The organism is Algoriphagus chordae, assembly GCF_003254055.1.
GTDB lineage: Bacteria > Bacteroidota > Bacteroidia > Cytophagales > Cyclobacteriaceae > Algoriphagus > Algoriphagus chordae.
The window spans coordinates 13,118-35,608 of record NZ_QKZT01000004.1 but is presented as its reverse complement, the minus strand read 5'-3'; the positions used below and the strand labels follow the sequence as shown (position 1 = coordinate 35,608).

Here is a 22,491-nt window from a genome sequence, read left to right as displayed (position 1 = left end):
ATAATTCACTATTTTTGCGGTCTTAAATCGAGAGGAGGTATCGTGAAATTCTGGAGAACATTTGATATTGAGGTCATTAAGTTCCTCGAAGGCACTCACGAAATTGACTTCGAAATTGGAGATTCATTTTTCCAGCATTTCGAAGACAATGAACTGGTCCAAAAAGGCAATTTGATCGTACGGATCAAAATGAAAGTCGGAGCCAATTTGATTGAAATGGATTTTCACATCGCGGGTAAGGTAACTTTGACCTGTGATAGAAGTCTGGAGTCTTTTGAAGAGCCTTTAGATTTTCATGAAAAGATGATCTACAAGTTTGGCTCTGAAGAAAAAGAAATCGACGAAAATGTCAACATGATTACTCGGGACACCCCGAAGGTCAATGTGGCTCAGTTGATTTATGAATTTATTTTGCTTGCTTTGCCCGCAAAGAAAATTCATCCTGATTACAGAAACGAAATGGATGATGAGGATTACGAAGGAGAAGGGATTTACGCTTATATAGATGGGCAAAATTCTGATGACTCTGACGATGAATCAGAAGCCGAAGAAGATAATAACAGTACAGTTGATCCTAGATGGGATCTTTTAAAGAAATTAAAAAACAAGGAATAATCATAAACCACGCATAAAATGGCACATCCTAAACGAAAAATCTCGAAAACCAGAAGAGATAAAAGAAGAACACATTACAAATTGGAGGCTCCAGGTTTGGCAAAATGCCCTACTACAGGCGAAATGCACTTACCACACAGAGCTTTCTGGTTGGACGGTAAATTGTACTACAAAGGACAAGTTATCATCGAGAAAGAAATCTTAGCTTAATCAAGCAACTGAATCTTATAAAAATCCATTCGCCTATTGCGAATGGATTTTTTTTGTTTTTTACCCCAAGCAAAGCACTTGACAATCAAACCCATTAACTTCCATTGATGGATTTCTTTTGGTAGAGAATGACAATTGTAATATTTTTGCCTTCCTTACAGGATAGAACACATCCATAACATACAGTTTGAGATGATTTTGATTTGATCATCTTAGCTTAAACCCAGCATAATGGACAAACTCAGAGCCATGATCACCGGAATACAAGGTTACGTTCCGGAATACAGGTTGACTAACAAAGAACTTGAGAAACTCGTGGAAACGAATGACGAGTGGATCGTCTCAAGGACAGGAATAAAAGAAAGAAGAATACTAAAAGGCGAAGACCAAGGCAGCTCAGTAATGGGCGCCGAAGCTGTAAAAGGCCTTTTGGAAAAAACTGGTACTGATCCTTTAGATGTAGATTTGATTATTTGTGCGACAGTTACGCCAGATATGCCTTTTCCTGCTACTGCGAATATCATAGCCGATATTGTAGGAGCTAAGAAAAGCTACAGCTTTGATATTGGTGCAGCATGCTCTGGTTTCTTATATGCCCTTCAAATGGGTAGCCAATTTATCCAGACAGGCACTCACAAGAAAGTAATAATCGTGGGCGCGGATAAGATGTCGTCCATAGTCAACTACCAAGACCGAACTACTTGCATACTTTTCGGAGATGGTGCCGGGGCGGTGATGCTTGAGCCAACTACCGAAGACTTAGGCATAATGGATGCAATCCTTAGATCAGATGGATCTGGAGCTCCATACCTACATATGAAGGCAGGCGGAAGTCGCAGACCTGCCACCCAGCAAACGCTAGATGCAAATGAACACTATGCTTTCCAGGAAGGCTCTACAGTATTCAAATTTGCTGTTACTAATATGGCAGATGTCAGTGCAGAGGTAATGGAGAAAAACAACCTTACCGGAGATGATATCGCTTGGCTAGTACCTCATCAGGCGAATATGAGAATTATCAACGCTACAGCTAACCGAATGGGAATCGGACCGGACAAGGTTATGATAAACATTGAAAAATACGGAAACACCACAGCTGCTACATTGCCATTATGTCTTTGGGATTATGAAAGCCAACTAAAAAAAGGCGATAACTTGATACTCGCAGCATTTGGTGGCGGCTTTACTTGGGGCTCAATATTCCTCAAATGGGGATACGATCCGAAATAAGTGTTTAAGAAAATAATACGATAATAATTTTATGGCTAGTACTTCAGATTTTAAAAACGGACTTTGTCTGATCATAAATAATGACATCTACACTATCGTAGAGTTTCAGCATGTCAAACCAGGAAAAGGTCCAGCATTTGTCAGAACGAAGATGAAAGGAATCACTTCTGGAAAAACGCTTGACAAAACTTTCAATGCTGGAGAGAAAATAGAAACAGCAAGAGTGGAGAAAAGACCACATCAGTTCCTATATGCTGATGATATGGGCTACAACTTCATGGACACCAATAATTTTGAGCAGATTTCTATTGAAGAAAAACTGATCGATAGAGCTAACCTACTGAAAGACGGACAATTCGTGGATATTTTGATTCATGACGAAACAGAAACTCCTCTTGCCGTAGAGCTCCCTCCTTTTGTAGAATTGATGATCACTTACACCGAACCTGGTATCAAGGGTGACACTGCAACTAATGCCTTGAAAGCAGCTACTGTAGAAACTGGCGCAACCGTAATGGTGCCCCTGTTCGTAGAGCAAGACATCATGATCAAAGTAGACACCAGAGATGGTTCTTACTCAGAAAGAGTAAAATAACTTAGTTTAGCTGTGTGATTTTTTTAAATTACACAGCTTTATTCTTTTATCCCCATTTAAAAAAATTGCCTTTGGGCCCCAATAAATAATAGACCTATGAAAGCAAAAGAGATTCAAGAGCTTATCGATTATATCTCCAATTCTGGTTTGGCGGAAGTTAAAATCAAAACTGACGAGTTTGAACTTTCAATTAAAAAATATGCAGAATCATCTGCACCGAGAATGGTAGAAGTGGCCGCAGCTCCTGCACCTGCAGCTGTTTCTGCACCCGCTCCAGCAGCAGCACCTGCTCCAGCTGCAGCGGAACCTACTCCTTCCAATTTGGTGGAGATCAAATCACCTATGATTGGTACATTCTACATGACCTCTAGTCCAGATGCAGATCCATTTGTAGCTGTTGGAGATTCCGTCAAAACTGGTGACACTGTTTGTATCATCGAAGCAATGAAGCTTTTCAATGAAATCGAATCTGAGATCTCTGGTAAAATCGTCAAAATCTTGGTGAGCAATTCTACCCCTGTAGAATACGATCAACCATTATTCCTTGTAGATCCAGCGGGTTAATTTTTTCACTAAAAATAAATAGCTGTGTTTAAAAAAATACTTATCGCCAACAGAGGTGAAATTGCGCTTAGGATCATCCGTACTTGCAAAGAGATGGGAATTGAAACCGTAGCCGTTTATTCCACTGCGGACAAAGACAGTTTACATGTCAGATTTGCTGATGAAGCTGTCTGCATAGGCCCTGCTCCTAGTCGAGATTCTTACTTGAATATTCCAAGAATTATTGCCGCTGCAGAAATCACCAATGCAGATGCTATTCACCCTGGTTACGGATTCCTTTCTGAAAATGCAGAATTTTCCAAAATCTGTGAAGAATACGGAATCAAATTTATCGGTGCCAGTGCTGAGATGATCAATCAAATGGGTGACAAGGCTACTGCCAAGGCTACGATGAAAGCTGCTGGAGTGCCTACAATCCCTGGCTCTGAAGGGATTTTGGAATCCATGGAGCAAGGTGTTACTCTCGCCAATGAAATGGGATATCCCGTCATTCTAAAAGCAACTGCCGGTGGTGGTGGACGAGGAATGCGAATTGTGAAGGAAGAATCCGGTTTCAAAAAAGCTTGGGATGATGCAAGAATGGAATCAGGTGCCGCTTTCGGAAATGATGGTTTGTATCTTGAGAAATTTGTAGAAGAACCTCGCCACATTGAGATTCAGATTATCGGAGACAAAACAGGTAAAGCTTGTCACCTTTCAGAGCGTGATTGTTCTATCCAAAGAAGACATCAAAAACTGATCGAAGAAACTCCTTCTCCTTTTATCACGGATGAATTACGTGAAGAAATGGGCAAGGCTGCTATCAAAGGAGCTGAAGCCATTGGCTACGAAGGTGCAGGTACTGTCGAGTTCCTTGTTGACAAGCATCGCAACTTCTTCTTTATGGAAATGAATACTCGTATTCAGGTAGAGCATCCTATCACGGAAGAGGTAACCGATTTTGACTTGATCAAAGAACAAATCAAAGTGGCTGCTGGAAATACTATTTCAGGAAAAAACTACTACCCTAAGCTGTACGCAATGGAATGTAGAATCAATGCAGAAGATCCGGCACATGGATTCAGACCTAGTCCAGGAAAGATTAATAACCTTCATGTTCCAGGTGGGCGCGGGGTGAGAATTGATTCCCATGTATATGCAGGCTATGTGATTCCTCCTAATTACGATTCCATGATTGCCAAGCTGATTGTCAGCGGTCAATCCAGAGAAGAAGTGATCGTAAGAATGAAAAGAGCCTTAGAGGAATTTGTAATTGATGGCGTCAAAACAACCATTCCTTTCCATATCGCACTTTTGGAAAACGAACAATTCAAAGCAGGAAACTTCACTACGAAGTTCTTGGAAGACTTTGATTTCTCCGTGATCAAAGGATAAATCAAACATATTGAAATAGAAAAAGCTGTCCATCTGGGCAGCTTTTTCTATTTATAGGAAATTGTGATTTCAATCTACAATACCAAGAATCTTTTTCTTCAAAAATCACAAAACATTATTCTATTCATCAATATTTTAACTTAAGTTTTTTTCCTTTTGTCAAAAAAGAAAAAGAATAATCCAGAATTCAGGATGACTTTTGATCAAATTATCGCTAGTTTGAGCCTGATTATCACATCGATTAAACCCAAAAATGAATCCTTCTCAAATTCTTAGACTGTTCCTGTTCCTTGGTTTTGGCAGCGCACTAATTAGTTGCGGTTCAAACCAAAGCGATGAAATTCAGCTATCAGAAATCGAACAGGTAAGTTATAACTTCCATATACGACCAATTCTTTCTGACAAATGCTTCGTTTGCCATGGTCCAGATGCAAATAAACGTGAATCTGATCTACGCCTTGATACAGAAGAGGGAGCCTACGCAGCTCTGAAAGAAGATCCAAATCAGGTTGTGATAAAGCCTGGAAGCTTGGAGGAATCGACAGTATACCATAGAATCATTTCCGAGGATCCGGGGGAGTTGATGCCTCCGCCAGAATCTAATCTTGCCCTATCCGATACGGAAATTCAGCTAATCAAGAAATGGATCGAGCAAGGAGCCAAATATGAACCACATTGGGCTTTTGCAAAAGCTGAAAAAGCAGCTCTTCCCAACGAAACTGATTGGACCATCAATGAAATAGATCGCTTCACTTTGAAGAAAATGAGGGAGAAAGGTCTTCAACCTAATCCTGAAGCTAAATCTTACGAATTAATAAAAAGAGCAAGTTTAGACCTTACAGGTCTACCTCCAAGCCCTGAGCTTTTGGATAGATTTGGCGATTTTTCAGGTGATCTTTCATACGAGGATTTACTCGATGGCTTATTAGACGATCCAGGTTTTGGTGAGAAAATGGCAATTCTTTGGATGGATATATCGAGGTATTCAGATAGTTACGGCTATCAGGATGACAATATCCGTACACAGTGGCCATATCGCGATTGGGTGATTCATGCATTCAATGAGAACATGTCCTATGATCAATTTGTCACTTGGCAACTTGCAGGAGATCTTTTGCCTGATGCTAATAAAGAACAGATTTTGGCGACAGCCTTCAATAGAAATCATAAGTACACTGAAGAAGGTGGCGTAATCGATGAAGAGTACCGAATCGAATATGTACTTGACAAGACAAACACCGTGAGCAAGGGACTTTTGGGGATTACTATGGAGTGCGCCCAGTGTCATGATCATAAATATGATCCATTCTCTCAGAAAGAATATTTTGAGATGTTTGCCTTTTTCAATAATACGCCTGAAAAAGGATATCAAGGCGATGTCTCTCAATCCAAGCCTGCCAAAACCCCTATCCTCTTTGTAGATCAGGAAGATATTTCAGGTATTATGAGTTTTATCAATTATGCAGATACATCCAAGCTAAGTATCTCAGTGATGGGTGAATTGGATGAGCAGCGCCCAACCTACATTCTTGATCGGGGAGTTTATGATGCGCCAACGGTAGAAGTGGAACCTTCCACTCCTAGTTCTATTATGGATTTTCCAGAAGACTTGGAAAAGAACCGTCTAGGTCTGGCTAAATGGATTACTGCTAGAGAAAACCCGCTAACGGCTAGAGTATTTGTAAACTTGATGTGGCAGGAAATCTTCGGTCAAGGTATAGTAAAATCTGCTGGTGACTTTGGCATGCAAGGTGATCTACCTACTCATCCTGAATTGTTGGATTGGTTGGCAGTTGATTTTATGGAAAATGGTTGGGATATCAAACGCTTATTGAAGCAAATCCTAAGTTCGGCCACCTACAAGCAGTCAGCTGTAATAACCGAAAAGCATCTCAATACTGACCCCGCCAACTTATATCTAGCACGAGCGCCTCGGCTTCGATTACCTGCTGAAAACATCCAAGATTTAGTTTTGGCAAGTAGTGGATTGTTGGTAAGAAAGCTAGGTGGTCCAAGTCTCAAGCCATATATGCCTGAAGGAATCTGGGAGGCTGCTACTTCTGGAAGAGGTGTCTTGGCAACCTACATACAAGATAAAGGTGACAAACTCTATCGCCGAGGTTTATACAATTTCATCAAACTAACAGTCCCTCCTCCTAAGGCAATCATCTTTGATTCTAGTAATAGAGATCGCTGTGAAATAGGCAGAAACAGGACAAACACTCCTTTGCAAGCGCTTGTCATGATGAATGATCCGATGATACTCGAAGCATCACGTGTTCTTGCTAGCAAAATGTGGGATGAGAATACAGACGAAGAAAATGCTATTTCCACCTCATTCAAACGCATCGTTTGTAGAGATATGAGCAGCGAGGAGATGTCTATACTACTCTCCTACTACGAAAATCAATTAGATAGATTCAAAGAAAATCCAGACCAGGTACTTCCTACATTAAGTGTAGGAGAATTTCCTCTGGAAGAAAAAAATATCAATCCAGAAACTGCCGCGCTTATGCAAGTGATCGTGAGTATTTACAATCTGGAAGAAACCATTACGAAGAGCTGACATGGAAAAGGAAATATTAGAAGAAGGACTCAATCATAATCGAAGGAAATTTCTATCCAGACTTAGCCTTGGGGTTGGTAGCCTAGCACTAGGATCTCTTTTGGTTCCTGAACTTTTCTCAGGAAAATCTGAAGCTGAAGAAGCCATGATGAATGCCCTTCCTCACTTTGCACCCAAAGCTAAAAGAGTCATATATCTCTTTCAGAATGGCGCTCCTAGTCAACTAGAATCTTTCGATTATAAGCCAGAGTTGAATAAGCGAATGGGCGAAGAACTACCCGAATCCATTCGTGGCACGCAGCGACTTACAGGAATGACCGCTGGTCAAGCCTCTTTTCCTTTGGTAGGTTCGCACTATAAATTTGATCAATACGGAGAATCAAGAGCTTGGATATCTGAGGTCTTCCCACATACTGCAGGAATTGTTGATGACATTTGTATTGTCAAATCCATGCACACCGACGCAATCAACCATGATCCAGCACTTACCTTTTTCCAGACTGGAGCTCAGGTAGGAAATCGCCCAAGTATGGGTTCTTGGCTGAGCTATGGTCTAGGATCTGAGAACAGCAATCTCCCAGCCTTTTCTGTATTGCTTAGTCGTGGACGTGGAAATGGACAAGGTGTTTATTCCAAACTTTGGAGCAATGGCTTCCTCGACGCTACTCACCAAGGTGTTCAATTTTCCAATTCGGAAGATCCAGTGCTTTACCTCAAGGATCCAGAATCAATGAGTCGCTCAGAACGACGCAAAATGATCGATAAGATTGCGGAGATGAATAACCTGAGCATGCAGCAATTCAATGATCCTGAGATTTCGGCAAAAGTAAAGCAGTATGAAATGGCCTATAGAATGCAAACAGCAGTACCAGAAATGACTGATGTTTCTAAAGAGCCAGAAAGTATTATCAAGCTTTATGGACCAGATTGTTTGGTTCCTGGCACTTATGCAGCGAATTGCCTTTTGGCTAGAAAACTATCAGAAAGTGGCGTTCGTTTCGTGCAACTCTATCATCAAGGATGGGATCAGCATGGTAATTTGCCAAATGAAATGCGACTACAAGCAGAAGATGTTGATCAGGCTTCTGCGGCGCTAATTACAGACTTGAAGCAAAGAGGCTTATTGGATGAAACATTAGTAATTTGGGGTGGAGAATTTGGACGAACAAATTACTGTCAAGGCAAAATAATAGTGGATAATTATGGTCGTGATCATCATCCACGTGCATTCTCTATCTGGATGGCAGGCGGAGGAGTGAAATCCGGTATGGTCTATGGCGAGACAGATGAGTTTGGCTACAATATCACAGAAAACCCAGTGCACGTTCATGATTTCCAAGCTACCATGCTTCACCTTATGGGAATCGACCACGAGCGCATGACATACAAGCACCTAGGCAGAAGGTATCGACTGACAGATGTTTCGGGCAAAGTAGTAAAAGACTTAATTGCTTAGAATTCCCATGCTCAAGATTTCTTCGATTAGATCTATTCTAGAAAGCAGCCTTTTTGTTTGGATCGGTCTCACACTCATCATTACCCTGGCTGGCGACGCATTGGTTTTGCCCGATTGGCTGCAAGTATTCGGCAGAAGCCATCCTATACTCTTACACTTCCCGATTGTATTGCTCCTTATGGGTTTACTATTTTTCTGGATCCCAGGAATTGATCAAAAGCCCGAGATAAGAGAAATAGGAGAAGTCAGTTTTCTAGCTGGATGTAATTTCGCAGGAATCACTGTGTTAGCTGGGCTGATCTTGGCTCAGGAAGAATATACTGGCGAGATACTTACCTGGCACAAATGGGGAGGCATGGTAGTTTTTGGAGGCTGTGTTTTACTTTACTTTTTCAGAACTATCAAAGCTAGCTTAATCCGAATTTCCAGCCTTGGCCTTGCTATTGCCATTATTGCCACTGGACATTGGGGCGCAGGGCTGACACACGGAGAAGATTTCCTTTTGGCCCCTATCCAGTCCAATCAAGTTGAAATTATTCCATTGGCTGAGGCTGAGATTTTTGGCGATGTGGTGCAGCCTATTTTGCAGGCAAAATGCATCAGTTGTCATAAGGAAGGCAAGGTAAAAGGTAAGCTTAGAATGGATCATATCGAAGGCTTGCAAAAAGGTGGAAAGACAGGTCCTTTTGTATTGGCGGGGGATTTTGAGAAATCTATGCTAATCCAGCGAATCAATCTTCCTGAAGATGACAAGAAGCACATGCCACCAAAGAATAAGGCTCAACTGACAGATGAGGAACTTTTGATCCTAAGTGAGTGGGTGGCTTCTGGAGCTAGCTTTGAGCAAAAACTGGTTACGCTACCAGCCAAAAATGAACTCTACCAACTGGCTTCAGTGAAGTTTGAGGGAAATAAGATCTATTCCTTTGATGCTGCAGATCAAGACGATATTGAAGAGTTAAATACCTCATTCAGATCTGTAAAAGCACTTTTCCCAGAATCACCAGCGTTGGATGTTTCGTATTTTGGTATTTCAGCCTTCCCTCCCAAATCACTTTCTGACTTGAAAGTGGTTCATGATCAAATTGTCAAATTTAGTCTGAACAAGATGCCATTGGCTGGTGTGGATCTTAAGTTCTTGAAGGATTTCAAACACTTGGAAGAGTTGCAATTGAACTTTACTGACTTGGATGCTGAGCAGCTGAAAGTCGTTTCTGAACTCAAAACACTTGAAGTTCTCGCCATCTCTGGCAACGTAGTAGATCAATCGACGTTACAGAAAATCGCTGAGATGAAGTCTCTCAAAAAACTTTATTTATGGCATACGGCACTGACTGAGGAAGATCAGGAGAAAATTCAAAAAGCACTTCCTGATACTGAAATTGACTTTGGATTTGATGGAAAGGGAATAATCTATGAATTGAATAGCCCGATCATTTCCCAAGATGAGATGATCTACCAAGATAGTCTGGAGATCAAGCTCTCGCACCCTATCAAAACCGCTGAGATTCGCTATACTTTAGATGGTACAGAGCCAGATAGTATTTCTAGTCCAATTTATACGGAGCCAATATTTGTCACGACTACGGGGAAAATTATTGCCAAAGCTTTTTCCCAAGACTGGAAAGGTTCTAAAGAAATAGAATCTGTATTCATTCATTCTGGAATCAAACCTGCAGAATATGCTTTAGCCTATGAGCCAAACTCAAAATATAAAGCTTCAGGTCCAGGGACTCTTTTTGATCTGGTAAAAGCTGAAGCTACAAATCACGGTCAAAAATGGTTGGGTTTCCAGGAAAAACCGATGGTATTGGAAGTTGACTTCAAGAACTTGCCTAAGGCAAATGATGTATCTCTAAGCTTACTTTACAATGAGGCAGCACATATATTCCCTCCTGCCAAGGTAACAGTTCAAGGATTAGAAAATGGGCAGTGGAAGCAGCTCGCAAGTATTTCTCCTCCTATGCCAAAGGAAGCATCTTCAGCACGATCAGATCTGCTGACACTTTCCTTGGATAACAACAAGTACGAAAAGCTTAAAATCACTTTAATACCAGTTCCACATCTACCAAAATGGCATTCCAATGCAGGAAGTAAAGCTTGGGTATTTGTAGATGAGGTGATTTTCAATGAGTAAAATCACCTCATTTAATTAAATTTTCGTCCTTTGCCAGTATCTCCTTATACATTTCGATATTCTCCTTAATCTTATCATCCAACTGAGGTTCTTGGATATCCTCCATCTTTCTCATTTGCTCATAGATGATTTTTGCGACAAGAAGCCGAGCCGTTTCTTTATTGTCTGAGGGAATAATGTACCAAGGAGCATGAGCTTTTGAGGTTTTGTTGATCGCTTCCTCGTAGTACTTCTGATAATCATCCCAACGCTCACGCTCTTTGAGATCACCTGGAGAGAATTTCCAGTTATGTTTGGACTTATTCAGACGACGAAGCAAACGCTGCCTTTGCTCTTCTTTGCCTAGGTGAAGGAAAAACTTGAAAATGATCGTTCCATTATCAGCAATCTGCTTTTCAAAATTATTGATTTGCTCAAATCGCTTTTCCCAAAATTCCGCCTTTATATCATCCACTGATTCTATTCCTGGAATATTTTCTCCTAGAATATATTCTGGATGCACTCGCGTCACTAAGACATTCTCATAATGCGTCCGATTGAAAACCCCATATTTTCCACGCTGAGGCAGGCAAACAATATGTCTCCACAAATAATCATGCTGTAATTCTAAGGTGGAAGGAGTTTTAAAACTATGAACTACCACGCCACGTGGATTGAATTCCTTAAACACTTCCCGGATTAAACTATCCTTGCCTGCCGTATCCATTCCTTGGAGACATATAAGCACAGAATACTTGTTATGAGCATACATGATATCCTGATGTTCACTGAGATTTTCTCTCAGCTTGTTTAGCTTTTTATCCTTCTTCTTTTCTGATGCGTCGAGATCGATACTGGTCGGTATCTCCTTCAGACTGATTGGAGCAGTAATTTTAAAATCTTCTACAGATATATTTTTCATGAATAATTGTATTTTTCTGTGATTAAATCTAAGTGGTCAAGTGAAAAACAAGATAATATTTTATCTTGAAGCTTAAAGGATATGTAATCTTTTTCAAGCCAATTTACCCCACCTTAACATGACCCAAAATTCTATTTCTCCAGGTATAACAAACAGATATCTGGCGCTTGACGTATTGCGTGGACTCACTATTGCTTTTATGATCATAGTCAATACGGCAGGAGATTGGAGCAATTTATTTGCTCCCTTAGCTCACGCCAAGTGGCATGGCTTCACCCCCACTGATCTGGTATTCCCTACATTTCTATTTGTAGTCGGCAATGCAATGAGTTTTTCTATGAAAAAGCTTCAGCAAATGCCTAGCAACGAGTTTTTTAAAAAAGTAGGTAAAAGAACCATCCTGATATTCCTAATCGGCTGGTTACTCAATGCATTTCCTTTTTATGACATATCCGAAGCGGGTGCCATTAGTTTTATAGACCTTACTCAAGTTCGTCTCTTCGGTGTACTTCAGCGAATTGCACTTTGCTACTTCTTCGCATCCATTGTCTTATATTATGGCGGTATCAAGTTTAGCTGGATTTTCAGCGCTATCGCTCTATTCGGTTACTGGGCCATTATGTATTTCTTTGGTGATGCCTCAGATCCATATAGTCTCACAGGTAATGCAGCTATCAAATTGGACCTAGCCCTGATCGGGCCAGAGCGTATGTATGGAGGCGAAGGAATTCCTTTTGACCCCGAGGGAATATTGAGCACTTTACCTGGAATCGTCAATGTAATCGCAGGATACTTAGCTGGCAAAATGGTGCAGAAAATGGGTAATACGATGGAAACTGTCAAAAAATTACTCGCCATCGGAGTACTGCTGATCGCTCTGAGTTATGCCTGGGACATTTTATTTCCAATCAATAAGAAAATCTGGACAAGCTCTTATGTAGTACTCACCACAGGGATTAACCTTATTTTATTGGCCTTCTTAATTGGAATTATTGAAATAAAAAACTGGAAAGGCTGGACCTATTTCTTTGAAGTATTCGGTAGAAATCCTTTGATTCTATATGTTTTGTCTGGTTTAGTAGTTACTCTTTTATCGATGATTCCTGTTGGAGACACTACGTTAAAAGGATTCATATATCAAAATTTCTATACCAGTTGGCTTTCACCTAAAATGGCTTCATTCCTGTTTGCCTTTAGCTATATGCTCATCATATGGCTCATTGGACTTTGGATGGACAAAAAGAAAATCTACATCAAAGTATAGTTACAATGATTTGTTAATCAGATATATAAGCATTAAAATGTAACTTAACAGAGATTTTTAATCTAAGCTATATTTTTATGACACTTAAAATTGGAGTTTACAACGTAGAATGGATGCGTGATCTTTTTGACACAGATGGCAATCCCAAAATGTCTGGAAAGGAACACACGAGAAGTCAGCAACTCGCTGAAGTTATTGCTGCAATGGCTCCTGATTTCCTGGGGATTGTGGAAGGACCAAACACCTTGGTGGACGGGTCTAAAACTGCGTCCAAACAAATGGAAATCTGGACTCAAACTTTCATTCCAGATGCCAATTACAAAGGGATCCATGGTTTTCCTTCTGCCGGTCAGCAAGAACTATGTGCAATCTATAATCCTGACAAAATCAAAGTGCTTTTCACCCCTGAAACGAAGGAGGGAAAGAGATTTAACGAACCATTTCTCCAAGACACCACCAATCGATTGATCAAGGAACAATACAAGCATTATCGTCCCCCGCTTGAGTTGAGTATTTTGGGCTTGGATGATAGCTTGATCACAAGGATTATCATTGCCCACACCAAGTCCAAAGGGATTTTCGATATGGTCGATTATGCAAGGTTCGAACAAATTTCCGCTCGGGACAGATTGAAACTGTTTGCAGAATGCATGTCAATCCGTGAGCGATGTGATGAGTATTTGGAAAAAAATCAGCAAGTCATGGTGATGGGTGATATCAATGACGGATTTGAGTTGGACTTCTACGAAAATAAATTCTCTAAAAGTGCCGTAGAAATTTTGCTTGGCGATGTTTGGAAACCAGAGTATGTTTTGAAACCAGTATTACCCAAACCCAAGCTTAATAGCTACGGATACACACCTAATTCAAGCAAGTATAAGGACAGAATCACTGGCGATCAAATTAATGTCTTAATCGACCACATACTTGCAAGTCAAGGGCTAAATGTTCTATCTGGAACAGTTTGGAACCCGTATTTAGAAAAGAGTAACCCACTTATCCAATCATTGAGTAATTCACTCAAAAAAGCCTCAGACCACTTCCCAGTCCTTTGCGAAATAGAAACAACAACCACCTAAAATACATTATGGATCAAGCCGCACAAACGATGATCGACAATCTCGAAAAGAACACAGGCAAAAGCCTCGAAGAATGGATAGGGATTGTCAAAAAAGAAAACTTCAAAAAGCATGGTGAAATTCTGAAATTTCTGAAAACTGAGCATAATTTCACTCATGGATTTGCCAATCTAGTTGCTCATAAAACGCTTAAATCTGATGCAGGCTCTGCCACAGACACAGATGAATTGGTCACAAAGCAGTATAAAGGCAAAGAACAGTTTCTTCCGATTTATGAAAAACTAAGTACTGAAATCAAAGGCTTTGGCCCTGACGTGGAATTTGCTCCTAAAAATTCCTATGTGAGTCTGAGGCGTAAGAAACAATTTGCAATGCTCATTCCTGCTACCAAAACCCGCTATGAAATTGGCTTAAATCTGAAAGGTCATCCTGCTGAAGGAATCCTGCAACTTGACACCAAAACAAATGGTATGTGTAGTCACAAAATTCACCTGTCTAATGAATCTGACATAAACTCTGAGCTGATCGGCTGGATAAAAAAAGCATACGAAGCTGCTGGATAAATCTCAGTACTTACAAAAAAGGAACATTTTTGGACTATAACTGATCTGATCTTCTTTAATTTGGGGATATCTTAAATATTAAAGTTATCCCCTTTTTTATGTCCAATTCCCATAATGTCAAATCTTTCAAAACCATTTGTTTTAGCTTCTGTCTGGCACTTATTAGTCAAATTAGCTTTGGCCAAATTACCGAAGACACCTACCACAAAGCTGAATACTTTCTAAGTGGCAACATCCAAAAAGAGGTTTACCATTTAGATGTTATTCCAAATTGGCTCCCTGACAAAACTAGCTTTTGGCATCAAACCTACACCGCAGAAGGCAAGCGATTTTTTCTAACCTCTATAGAAAAGGGCGAAACCAAAGAAGCATTTGACCATGAGGAATTAGCAAACTTGCTAAGTGAAAAAAGCGGGGAAACTATTGATCCCAGTAATCTCCCTCTTTCTCGGATTCAGCTTAAGGGCGATGGATCAATAGTCTTCGACTGGAATAACAAAACTTGGACTTATCATAAGGGAAATCTTGATTCAAAAAGAGCTTCTGCTGACACCCGAGATAGATCAGTCTCAGTTTCTCCGGATGGCAACTGGAAAGCCTACGTACAGAATTTCAATCTATTTGTGGAAAATCTAGAAACAGGCAAGGTAAATCAATTGAGCTACGACGGGAAAAAGGGTTTTGAATACGCCTCTTTTTGGGGTTGGTCAGATATGGTTCTTGGTGAGGATGGAGAGCGGCCAGAACACTTGAGCATCAATTGGTCGCCAGATTCGAAGAAAATCCAAACGCAAATAGTAGACTTACGCTTGGCCGAAAAAATGCTGCTTCTGGACAATAGTCAAGACGATAAATTTCGCCCTCAACTCATGGGCTATTATCGTGCATCTCCCGGGGATACTTCTGTTGTGATGTACACACCTGTACTGTTTGATGTAGAAAGCAAAGTTGAGACAAAATTTCCAGAGCTTTCACTTCCTCATTTCATTGGTATGTACTTCAATTGGGATAGTACGAGTGAAAACCTCTACGGAACTTATTTGCAGAGGGGATTCAAAAGCTTTTCAATCCTAGAGATCAATGCAGCTACTAAGCAAACTCGAAAAGTATATACAGAGTCATCGCCTACCCATATCAACAACAACAATATTTTCAGAAGATTGGATAATGGGCAGTTCATTCTTGGAACAGAAAAATCAGGATGGAATCAGCTTTATCTGATGGACTGGAAGACAGGAAAGCTCATCAATCGAATTACTTCTGGTGACTATGTAGTCAAAAACCTCCTATCTATAGATGAGGAAAACAGCATTATTTACTTTGAAGCTGCTGGCAAGGAAGAAAACGTAAACCCTTATTATTCTTTCGTATACAAAGTAAATTTCGACGGCACAGGCCTTGAATTATTAACCCCAGAAAATGCTTTTCACGATATCAGCTATGGCAGTGGCAAAGACTATTTTATAGATAATTATTCTACCGTGGATCAGCCCACTGTTTCCGTAGTAAGGGAATTGAAAACTGGGAAAATCATCCATGAAATCTCTAAAGCAGATATCTCCAATTTGCTCCAAAAAGGCTATCAAAGTCCTAAGCAATTCACCGCAACGGCTAAGGACGGTAAAACCATCATTTATGGGATATTCTATCTGCCAACAGATTTTAATTCCAAAAAGAAATACCCAATTATAGATTACAGCTACACTGGTCCTCATATAGATATTACGCCCAAAACATTCAGAGCAGGCTTAGTTGGTTTGCAGCAACCCATGGCGGAACTTGGATTTGTGGTTGTTACAGTAGATGGTCTCGGCACACATGGCAGAGGAAAAGCCTTCAATGATGTCTCATACAAAAATCTTGGTGATGGTACTACAGATCATGTGTTTGCCATCAAGGAACTTGCTGCTAAAAACAAGTTTATGGATGTTGACAAAGTTGGGATATTTGGCCACTCAGCTGGTGGATACGATGCTGGTAGAGCTATTCTCTTACATCCTGATTTTTATAAAGTTGCCGTGGCCTCAGCGGGAGATCATGATCACAGAATGGAAAAAGCATGGTGGCCTGAAATGTACATGGGCTATCCTGTGGGCGACTTTTATCATGAGCAATCCAATATTACAAATGCAGGAAACTTAAAAGGACATCTGCTGCTAGCCCATGGAGGCATAGACGAAAATGTAAATCCATCAGCAACTTTCAAATTTGCTGAAGCATTGATCAAAGAGGGAAAAGACTTTGACTTATTTATTTGGCCTAGTCGCAATCATAGTTTCGGTAGAACAAATGGTGATTACTTTACCAAAAAGCGATGGGACTATTTTATAGAACATCTGATGGGCGAAAAGCCACTTAGACACTATCAAATTCAGAATTGATGTGAAAGTAAAATAGCGCAGACCTTTCGATCTGCGCTTTTTTTATAAAATGACAATATCAAGTCCTATTCCCCTGTTTTGGACATTGGACTTTCCTGAAAAATCACTTCACCACTTTTAAGATTCCCTGCATCGTATAGAAATGCCCAGGCACGGTACACACGTAGGTGTATTCTCCAGGCTCTGTAGGAGCAATGAAATAAATCGTATCTGATTCACTAGGCTGCAGCAACTTGGTATACACAAGCACATTGCTGCTGTTTGGAATGTATCCTTTTTGCTGACCTTCCAAACCTAAAGCCATCGCAGCCTCTCCTACTTCTATGGCAGTTCCTGGCATCACGATCACAAAGTTATGTAGCATATCATCCACATTTTGGAATACTAGCTTCACCTTGCTACCTGCTTTCACCTGCAACTGCGCCGGATCAAATTTCAAACCTGGCTTAGTCCCCATGTTGATGGTCACATCCGCTTTCCCATCCCAGTTTGCTGGCATAGTAGTCACATGCTTTCCCAACTTTGGAGTTGCAGGCTTGTTTGCTACAGCTTGTTGTTTCGCTACGGCCGCTTGTGCTTTGGCCTCAGCATCAGCCTGGGCTTTCGCGATGCTATCAGCCTGCGCCTGCATCATCATCTCATGCTCTTGTCGAGCCATGAATGGTGCAACATCTACTTTTTCACCTTTACCTAAATTGTTTAAGGTGTAATATCCTACGCTATGTAACAGAGGTTTACCTTCAGTGGATTTCACTCCCTCAGCTTTGATTTCATGGATGTAACCTAGACGTAAATTATCCACCACTAACCGAGCTTTCATACCATCTTCTGATACGACTACTCCTATGATTTTGCAAGGCTCATTATTGATCACTGGGCTTCCGTAAGCCGCTTGATACTTATATGTGAAACCAGTTACTTGATAATTAGCAGGGTCCTCAGCCAATTCCTTATTTATTGGCTCAGTGAATTCAATCTCAAAACCATCAGGCTTGGATTTGATTGTCTTCATTTCAAAAGGCATTCTTCCTGTCCACACCAACCGCTGCAAACTGTACAGCTCTTTGCCAGTAGAAGACCAGCCTCGGCTTGTCATTCCTACAAACATGGATGCGTCATTTCCCCAGACCATTCTCAGGATACCTGAAGAAAAGCCTTCTCTAAATGGAAAAACAACTCCTTGGTAAACCCCATCGATTTTCTCAAAATCTACACGGGCGATATTACTTTGTCCCTGATCTCCTACAAATACCTGATTGGCAAAAGGCCCAAATCCGCCTGCAGTATTGTCGTTCAAAAATCCGGAAGTAGAAATGCCCAAAATCCCATGAGGCAACCAAATCGCAGGTGCTTTCAAACCTGGAACTCGCTTAGCCACATCATAAAATGGTTCTCCGGTATTTGGAATATCCTCTTTCTTCAACGTGACAGGTGATCCTGGCAAGCTAGACCATTCCAAACTTTCTGCATTACCCAGAAAATCACCTTTCTCTACATGCGAAATCCTTCCCGATCCAACCCAGTCGCCTTGGTTTTCTGTATAAAAGAAATCTCCTTCGGCATTCATCCCATAACCAGCTGGAGAACGCATTCCCGCTGCAAAAGGTATCATTTCTCCATCAGGAGTAATCTCCAAAGTCCAACCTCTCCAAGGCACCAAACTAATACCATGACCTAGGCTGTTGCTCCAGCCTAGATTAAGAGTCACCAGCATATTACCATTAGGCAGGAAAGTAGGCCCATAAGAATACTCATGGTAATTTCCAGATAGAGGCCACGAGTAAATTTTCTTGTAAGTATCCGCCTGCCCATCTCCATCAGTATCGCGCAAGCGAGTTAACTCACTTCGCTGAGTCACATAGATGTCTCCGTCGTGATATGCCAAGCCCAAAGGCTCGTGTAAACCAGAAGCAAACTTCTTGTAAACAGGTTTCTCGCTACCAGAAATATTCGGATTGGATACTATCCAAACCTCGCCTCTTCTAGTACAGATCGCCAAGCTTCCATCAGGCAAGGCAGCCATTCCTCCTACTTCAAGGATTACATCTTCAGGTACAGGCAAGGAGATTATCTTATAGAAATCATCCTCTGTCTCCTGCACCGGCTTAAACGCGTTATCCTGAGCTTTTAATTCAACTTGTCCGAATAATAGGCAAGCCAAGGCAAAAGCAAATCCTCTTTTAATATTGATTGTCATTAGATTTTTCATGCTGCTTCCTATTAATTACCAAACAATTGAATATGAAACCTTACCTGCGTTGCCGTTTAACTTCACCGGTAAAATCAACTCTTGAGAGCCATCGCTTGTAGTTCTTACCATTGGCGATGTCTTTTTTTCAAACTCTATGTAATAGGATTTATCATCTATTGCATAAAGTCCATTTGGCAATTTTTCGATTTTAGAAGCTTGAGCCACTAAACAATAAAGCTGTGCATTTTGATCTTCGGCAGTGACTTCCAACGAATGACCCAATTTCTTTCCAGAGTCTCTCGTTTCAAAAGATTCACGGATATTTACTCCTGGCATTTTATACAAGATCACAGGATTTCCATTTTTCAAAACTTCATACTCAGTATATTCAAAACCGGTAATCTCATCTGGCCAAACAGAATCTTTGTTTGGAAGAGCAGCTATAGTTGGTTTACCTCCAAATTCAATCACGTTCCCCAAAGGCAACATCAATTGTGTTTCTCCACGTCCATACCACATTGGGGTGGTTTCTACGAAATCCCCTCTCCACACATTCAGAAGTTCTCCTCTACTCAGGTCAATTGCATAATTTGCTCCGCCAGGTTCGCCTACCGCTACCGTATGCGTGCGCTTCTCACCATGTTGCATGACAAAACCTCGTTGCATCACAGTCTTATCCGTGACTTTGACAGCAATCTGCCCTACTGGATCATCAGCTCTCATCGGAACATTTAAAGCCGTTTGGGCGACTCCATTACCTTCTACAGTCAGCGTGATATCATTACTAGGTGCATACCAGTGACCAAAAGTTTTAAAGTAATTCAACTTGATTTTATGAACTCCAGCAGTCAATTGAGTAGAACCATTGGCTTTGCCAGTGACTCCATCCACATATACTACTTCTTTCTCATCGATAAAAAACTTCCCAGCTCCGTTGATTACCCCAGGAGGAGTGTCGTCAGGCACCCAAGCTAGGTTTAAGTTGAAGAAGTATTCCCCGTCACTTGGTACCGTTAAGGTACCTTCGATCGTTCCTGAAAATTCGTTTCTAGTGGCTGGAGCTAGATGTGCCAAAACATCTATATCCATTTCACCTTTAGGTGGAGCTTTCGCAAAATCATTAATAGTCTTGATGCTATCATAATAGCTTAGCTTCATGTCTGTCAAAGTTACTGTTTCTGCACCATAGGTTTTGTACTTAATATCCCGTATAGCTACTCCGCCATGATCTCCCTGAATAACCAAAGGCCCCAACGCTTTCTCATCCTCAAAAAATGCAGCTTGTGTAGGTCCAGTTACTTCAATATTCTTTTGAACCAACACATCATTTTGGTAAACAGAAAGAAATTTGGCATTTGATACTTTTTTCCCCTGAGAATCAAAGCGCGGTGCTCGAAACACAATTCGAAGAGATTGCCAAAGTCCAGGCGCTCTACTCACGTTCACAAGCGGGGGATGTCCTTCATAGCCCTCTCGACCATCTCCTCTGTTCTCATCCCATCGCTGGTATATAGCACCCGCATCAGAGTACTTGGGGTCTTGTTCAGCCCATGAATCAAATAACTGAACTTCATATCTTCCTTGAAGATAAATGCCCGAGTTACTGCCTTTAGGCATCATGAAGTCAAGCTCGAGTTCTATGTCACCATGTTCAAAAGTAGACATGATAGCTTGATTTTCTCCTTTTTGGAGACTGTTGAGCAAAACGCCAGTACCATTCGTGATTTTAGACTTCCCTCCATTGAGATCGTAGAATATATCTCCGACTAGTTGCCAGTTGGTACTGGTAGGTTGGAATTCGTTCAAACTTTGTAGCGGTAGCACATCATATGGAATTGGGCTCTCCTGTGCTAAAGATGTTATCGTCTTGATAAATAGACAACAACAAATAAGAAACATCTTATTATTCATTATAGGTCAAATAGGTTATTGCTCTCAAAGGTAGCAGACTAGACAATTTAAAAAAATAGGATTATTTCAAGTAAAAATAGACAAGCATAGTATATATACAATAAAAAAGCAGGAGAAAATCTCCTGCCCTTTATTTGAAAACTAAACCAACTATTATTTAACTACCACAATGAATTCAAAAATAATACTTTTATAATTAAATCAAAATTCCAAATAAAAATTTGTTGTGATTATTTCTTCTCAGGGAAGTTACCACGTTTAAATGCAATTCCCAATGCTAATCCTTGACTAAATTGAATTTTATCATCTTGATCCAAATCATAGATCATCAAACTGGTCAAACTAACGTTAACTAAGTTAGACACTTTTGCTGTCAAACCGAAATCTAAACGGTGATCAATGGCATCAAAAGTGAAGGTTTCGTAATTAGCATACATTTGATACCTAATCATCAGCGAAAGATTATCGGATAGCTTCTTATTATAATCAGCCATTAAACTGAAAGCCAACCATTCTGTACGAACTGTTTTTCCTATTTCCACACCATAATTTTCAGGTACGTTCATATACAAATCAGTATCAGTCACAAATGTCCATCTAGGTGAGAAGGGGGAAATACGAAGACTAAATTCATCATTTGGCTTATACTCCACCCCTAGAGAGGTCGTGAGGTAACCTGGATTCAGAAACTTAGAAATTAGCATTCTCTCTGAATCTTCTGGAAATTCATAACCAGGAGCGAACTGCGACAAGAAATTAATTGCAAAGAAATAATTCCATTTGTCATTAATCTGATAGCCCACTTTGGAATCCAGGAAAATGCGGTCATTAGACTTACGCCCTTCTTCACCATCATTTTTTACGACACCATAGATAAAATCCATCGTATTGTCCCAAGACCATTTGTCTTTGGCATAATTGGCTCTACCATTGAGATAGACACCCAGTGCTATAGAGTTTACACCACCACCTTGCCAGTTGCCAGAAAAGGCCGCTTGATTAAGGTTGAGTCCTCCCTGTATTTCTTTGAGCCAATAGCTCGTATCTTTGGGAGTCAATGAAGCATCTTCTTGGGCAAGTAATTGCCCAGAAAATAAAATAAACAGGAAAAGTGTAGAAATTCTTTTCATAATTGAGAGATGTTGAATTATTTCAATATAAATAAATACAATGCAAATATGGAAAATGACTTGGAAAGAGAATTAATAATTCGTGATTTTTTGGCTAGACAGCGGACAACTTTAGCAAATAACAGGACTTTGCTCTCTTTTATCCGAACATCTCTATACTTTTTGGTGTCAGGAACTGCTCTTTTTGAAGTAAATCAATTAGACCATGTGAGAGATTTGGGGTACTTGGCATTTGGATTGAGTCTGGTTTTTCTAATTATAGGATTTGTAAATTATTACCGCGTTCGTAAAAAGTTAAAAAAAGGAAATTACCTAAAAATGTGA

General features: G+C 40.5%; 18 protein-coding genes. 14 read left to right on the top strand and 4 right to left on the bottom strand.

Annotated features, from left to right (window positions below; all coding sequences use genetic code 11):
• The first annotated feature begins 42 nt into the window (after window positions 1-42).
• The 9 genes from LV85_RS05510 to LV85_RS05470 all read left to right on the top strand — a co-directional run bounded on the left by LV85_RS05510 (window position 43) and on the right by LV85_RS05470 (window position 10,747).
• Complete coding sequence (locus tag LV85_RS05510; protein WP_111317198.1) at window positions 43-615, top strand: YceD family protein; 573 nt, start codon at window positions 43-45, stop codon at window positions 613-615.
• An 18-nt stretch (window positions 616-633) separates the two neighbouring features.
• On the top strand, window positions 634-825 hold the full coding sequence (gene rpmF / locus LV85_RS05505; protein WP_057938136.1) for a 50S ribosomal protein L32: 192 nt from the start codon (window positions 634-636) through the stop codon (window positions 823-825).
• Window positions 826-1,056: 231 nt separating this feature from the next.
• On the top strand, window positions 1,057-2,055 hold the full coding sequence (locus LV85_RS05500) for a beta-ketoacyl-ACP synthase III (RefSeq protein WP_111317197.1): 999 nt from the start codon (window positions 1,057-1,059) through the stop codon (window positions 2,053-2,055).
• Window positions 2,056-2,086: 31 nt separating this feature from the next.
• Window positions 2,087-2,650 carry an elongation factor P gene (efp, locus tag LV85_RS05495; protein WP_111317196.1) on the top strand — a complete coding sequence of 188 codons (564 nt, stop codon included), beginning with the start codon at window positions 2,087-2,089 and terminating at the stop codon, window positions 2,648-2,650.
• A gap of 96 nt (window positions 2,651-2,746) precedes the next feature.
• Window positions 2,747-3,214, top strand: a complete 468-nt coding sequence (gene accB, locus LV85_RS05490; RefSeq protein ID WP_111317195.1) for an acetyl-CoA carboxylase biotin carboxyl carrier protein — start codon at window positions 2,747-2,749, stop codon at window positions 3,212-3,214.
• A 24-nt stretch (window positions 3,215-3,238) separates the two neighbouring features.
• A complete protein-coding gene (accC, locus tag LV85_RS05485; RefSeq protein ID WP_111317194.1) occupies window positions 3,239-4,588 on the top strand; it encodes an acetyl-CoA carboxylase biotin carboxylase subunit in 1,350 nt (449 codons plus the stop codon).
• 253 nt (window positions 4,589-4,841) lie between these two features.
• The gene (locus LV85_RS05480; protein WP_111317193.1) at window positions 4,842-7,154 is read left to right on the top strand and encodes a PSD1 and planctomycete cytochrome C domain-containing protein; all 2,313 of its coding nucleotides are present in this window, start codon (window positions 4,842-4,844) and stop codon (window positions 7,152-7,154) included.
• Window position 7,155: 1 nt separating this feature from the next.
• Window positions 7,156-8,610, top strand: coding sequence for a DUF1501 domain-containing protein (locus LV85_RS05475; RefSeq protein ID WP_111317192.1), 1,455 nt, complete (start codon window positions 7,156-7,158; stop codon window positions 8,608-8,610).
• A gap of 7 nt (window positions 8,611-8,617) precedes the next feature.
• Entirely contained in the window at window positions 8,618-10,747 is a 2,130-nt protein-coding gene (locus LV85_RS05470) for a chitobiase/beta-hexosaminidase C-terminal domain-containing protein (RefSeq protein WP_111317191.1), read from the top strand.
• Window positions 10,748-10,754: 7 nt separating this feature from the next.
• Here the strand turns inward: LV85_RS05470 and LV85_RS05465 are convergent, their stop codons facing one another.
• On the bottom strand, window positions 10,755-11,648 hold the full coding sequence (locus LV85_RS05465) for a PPK2 family polyphosphate kinase (RefSeq protein ID WP_111317190.1): 894 nt from the start codon (window positions 11,646-11,648) through the stop codon (window positions 10,755-10,757).
• A 118-nt stretch (window positions 11,649-11,766) separates the two neighbouring features.
• Here LV85_RS05465 and LV85_RS05460 point away from each other — a divergent pair, with 118 nt between their 5' ends.
• The 4 genes from LV85_RS05460 (at window position 11,767) to LV85_RS05445 (ending at window position 16,935) form a co-directional block, all read left to right on the top strand.
• On the top strand, window positions 11,767-12,912 hold the full coding sequence (locus LV85_RS05460) for an acyltransferase family protein (protein ID WP_111317189.1): 1,146 nt from the start codon (window positions 11,767-11,769) through the stop codon (window positions 12,910-12,912).
• A gap of 77 nt (window positions 12,913-12,989) precedes the next feature.
• Complete coding sequence (locus LV85_RS05455; protein ID WP_111317188.1) at window positions 12,990-13,991, top strand: endonuclease/exonuclease/phosphatase family protein; 1,002 nt, start codon at window positions 12,990-12,992, stop codon at window positions 13,989-13,991.
• Window positions 13,992-13,999: 8 nt separating this feature from the next.
• A complete protein-coding gene (locus tag LV85_RS05450; protein ID WP_111317187.1) occupies window positions 14,000-14,554 on the top strand; it encodes a DUF4287 domain-containing protein in 555 nt (184 codons plus the stop codon).
• A 98-nt stretch (window positions 14,555-14,652) separates the two neighbouring features.
• The gene (locus tag LV85_RS05445; protein WP_111317186.1) at window positions 14,653-16,935 is read left to right on the top strand and encodes a S9 family peptidase; all 2,283 of its coding nucleotides are present in this window, start codon (window positions 14,653-14,655) and stop codon (window positions 16,933-16,935) included.
• Between the two features lie 103 nt (window positions 16,936-17,038).
• Here the strand turns inward: LV85_RS05445 and LV85_RS05440 are convergent, their stop codons facing one another.
• The 3 genes from LV85_RS05440 to LV85_RS05430 all read right to left on the bottom strand — a co-directional run bounded on the left by LV85_RS05440 (window position 17,039) and on the right by LV85_RS05430 (window position 22,167).
• Window positions 17,039-19,144, bottom strand: coding sequence for a plastocyanin/azurin family copper-binding protein (locus tag LV85_RS05440; protein ID WP_111317185.1), 2,106 nt, complete (start codon window positions 19,142-19,144; stop codon window positions 17,039-17,041).
• 15 nt (window positions 19,145-19,159) lie between these two features.
• Window positions 19,160-20,932 (bottom strand): family 16 glycoside hydrolase, encoded by a 1,773-nt coding sequence (locus LV85_RS05435; protein ID WP_158531145.1) that lies wholly within the window; start codon window positions 20,930-20,932, stop codon window positions 19,160-19,162.
• 335 nt (window positions 20,933-21,267) lie between these two features.
• Window positions 21,268-22,167: a DUF3078 domain-containing protein gene (locus tag LV85_RS05430; RefSeq protein ID WP_111317183.1), complete on the bottom strand. Its 900-nt coding sequence runs from the start codon at window positions 22,165-22,167 to the stop codon at window positions 21,268-21,270.
• Between the two features lie 48 nt (window positions 22,168-22,215).
• Between LV85_RS05430 and LV85_RS05425 the strand changes: the two genes are divergently transcribed.
• The gene (locus LV85_RS05425) at window positions 22,216-22,491 is read left to right on the top strand and encodes a YidH family protein (RefSeq protein ID WP_111317392.1); all 276 of its coding nucleotides are present in this window, start codon (window positions 22,216-22,218) and stop codon (window positions 22,489-22,491) included.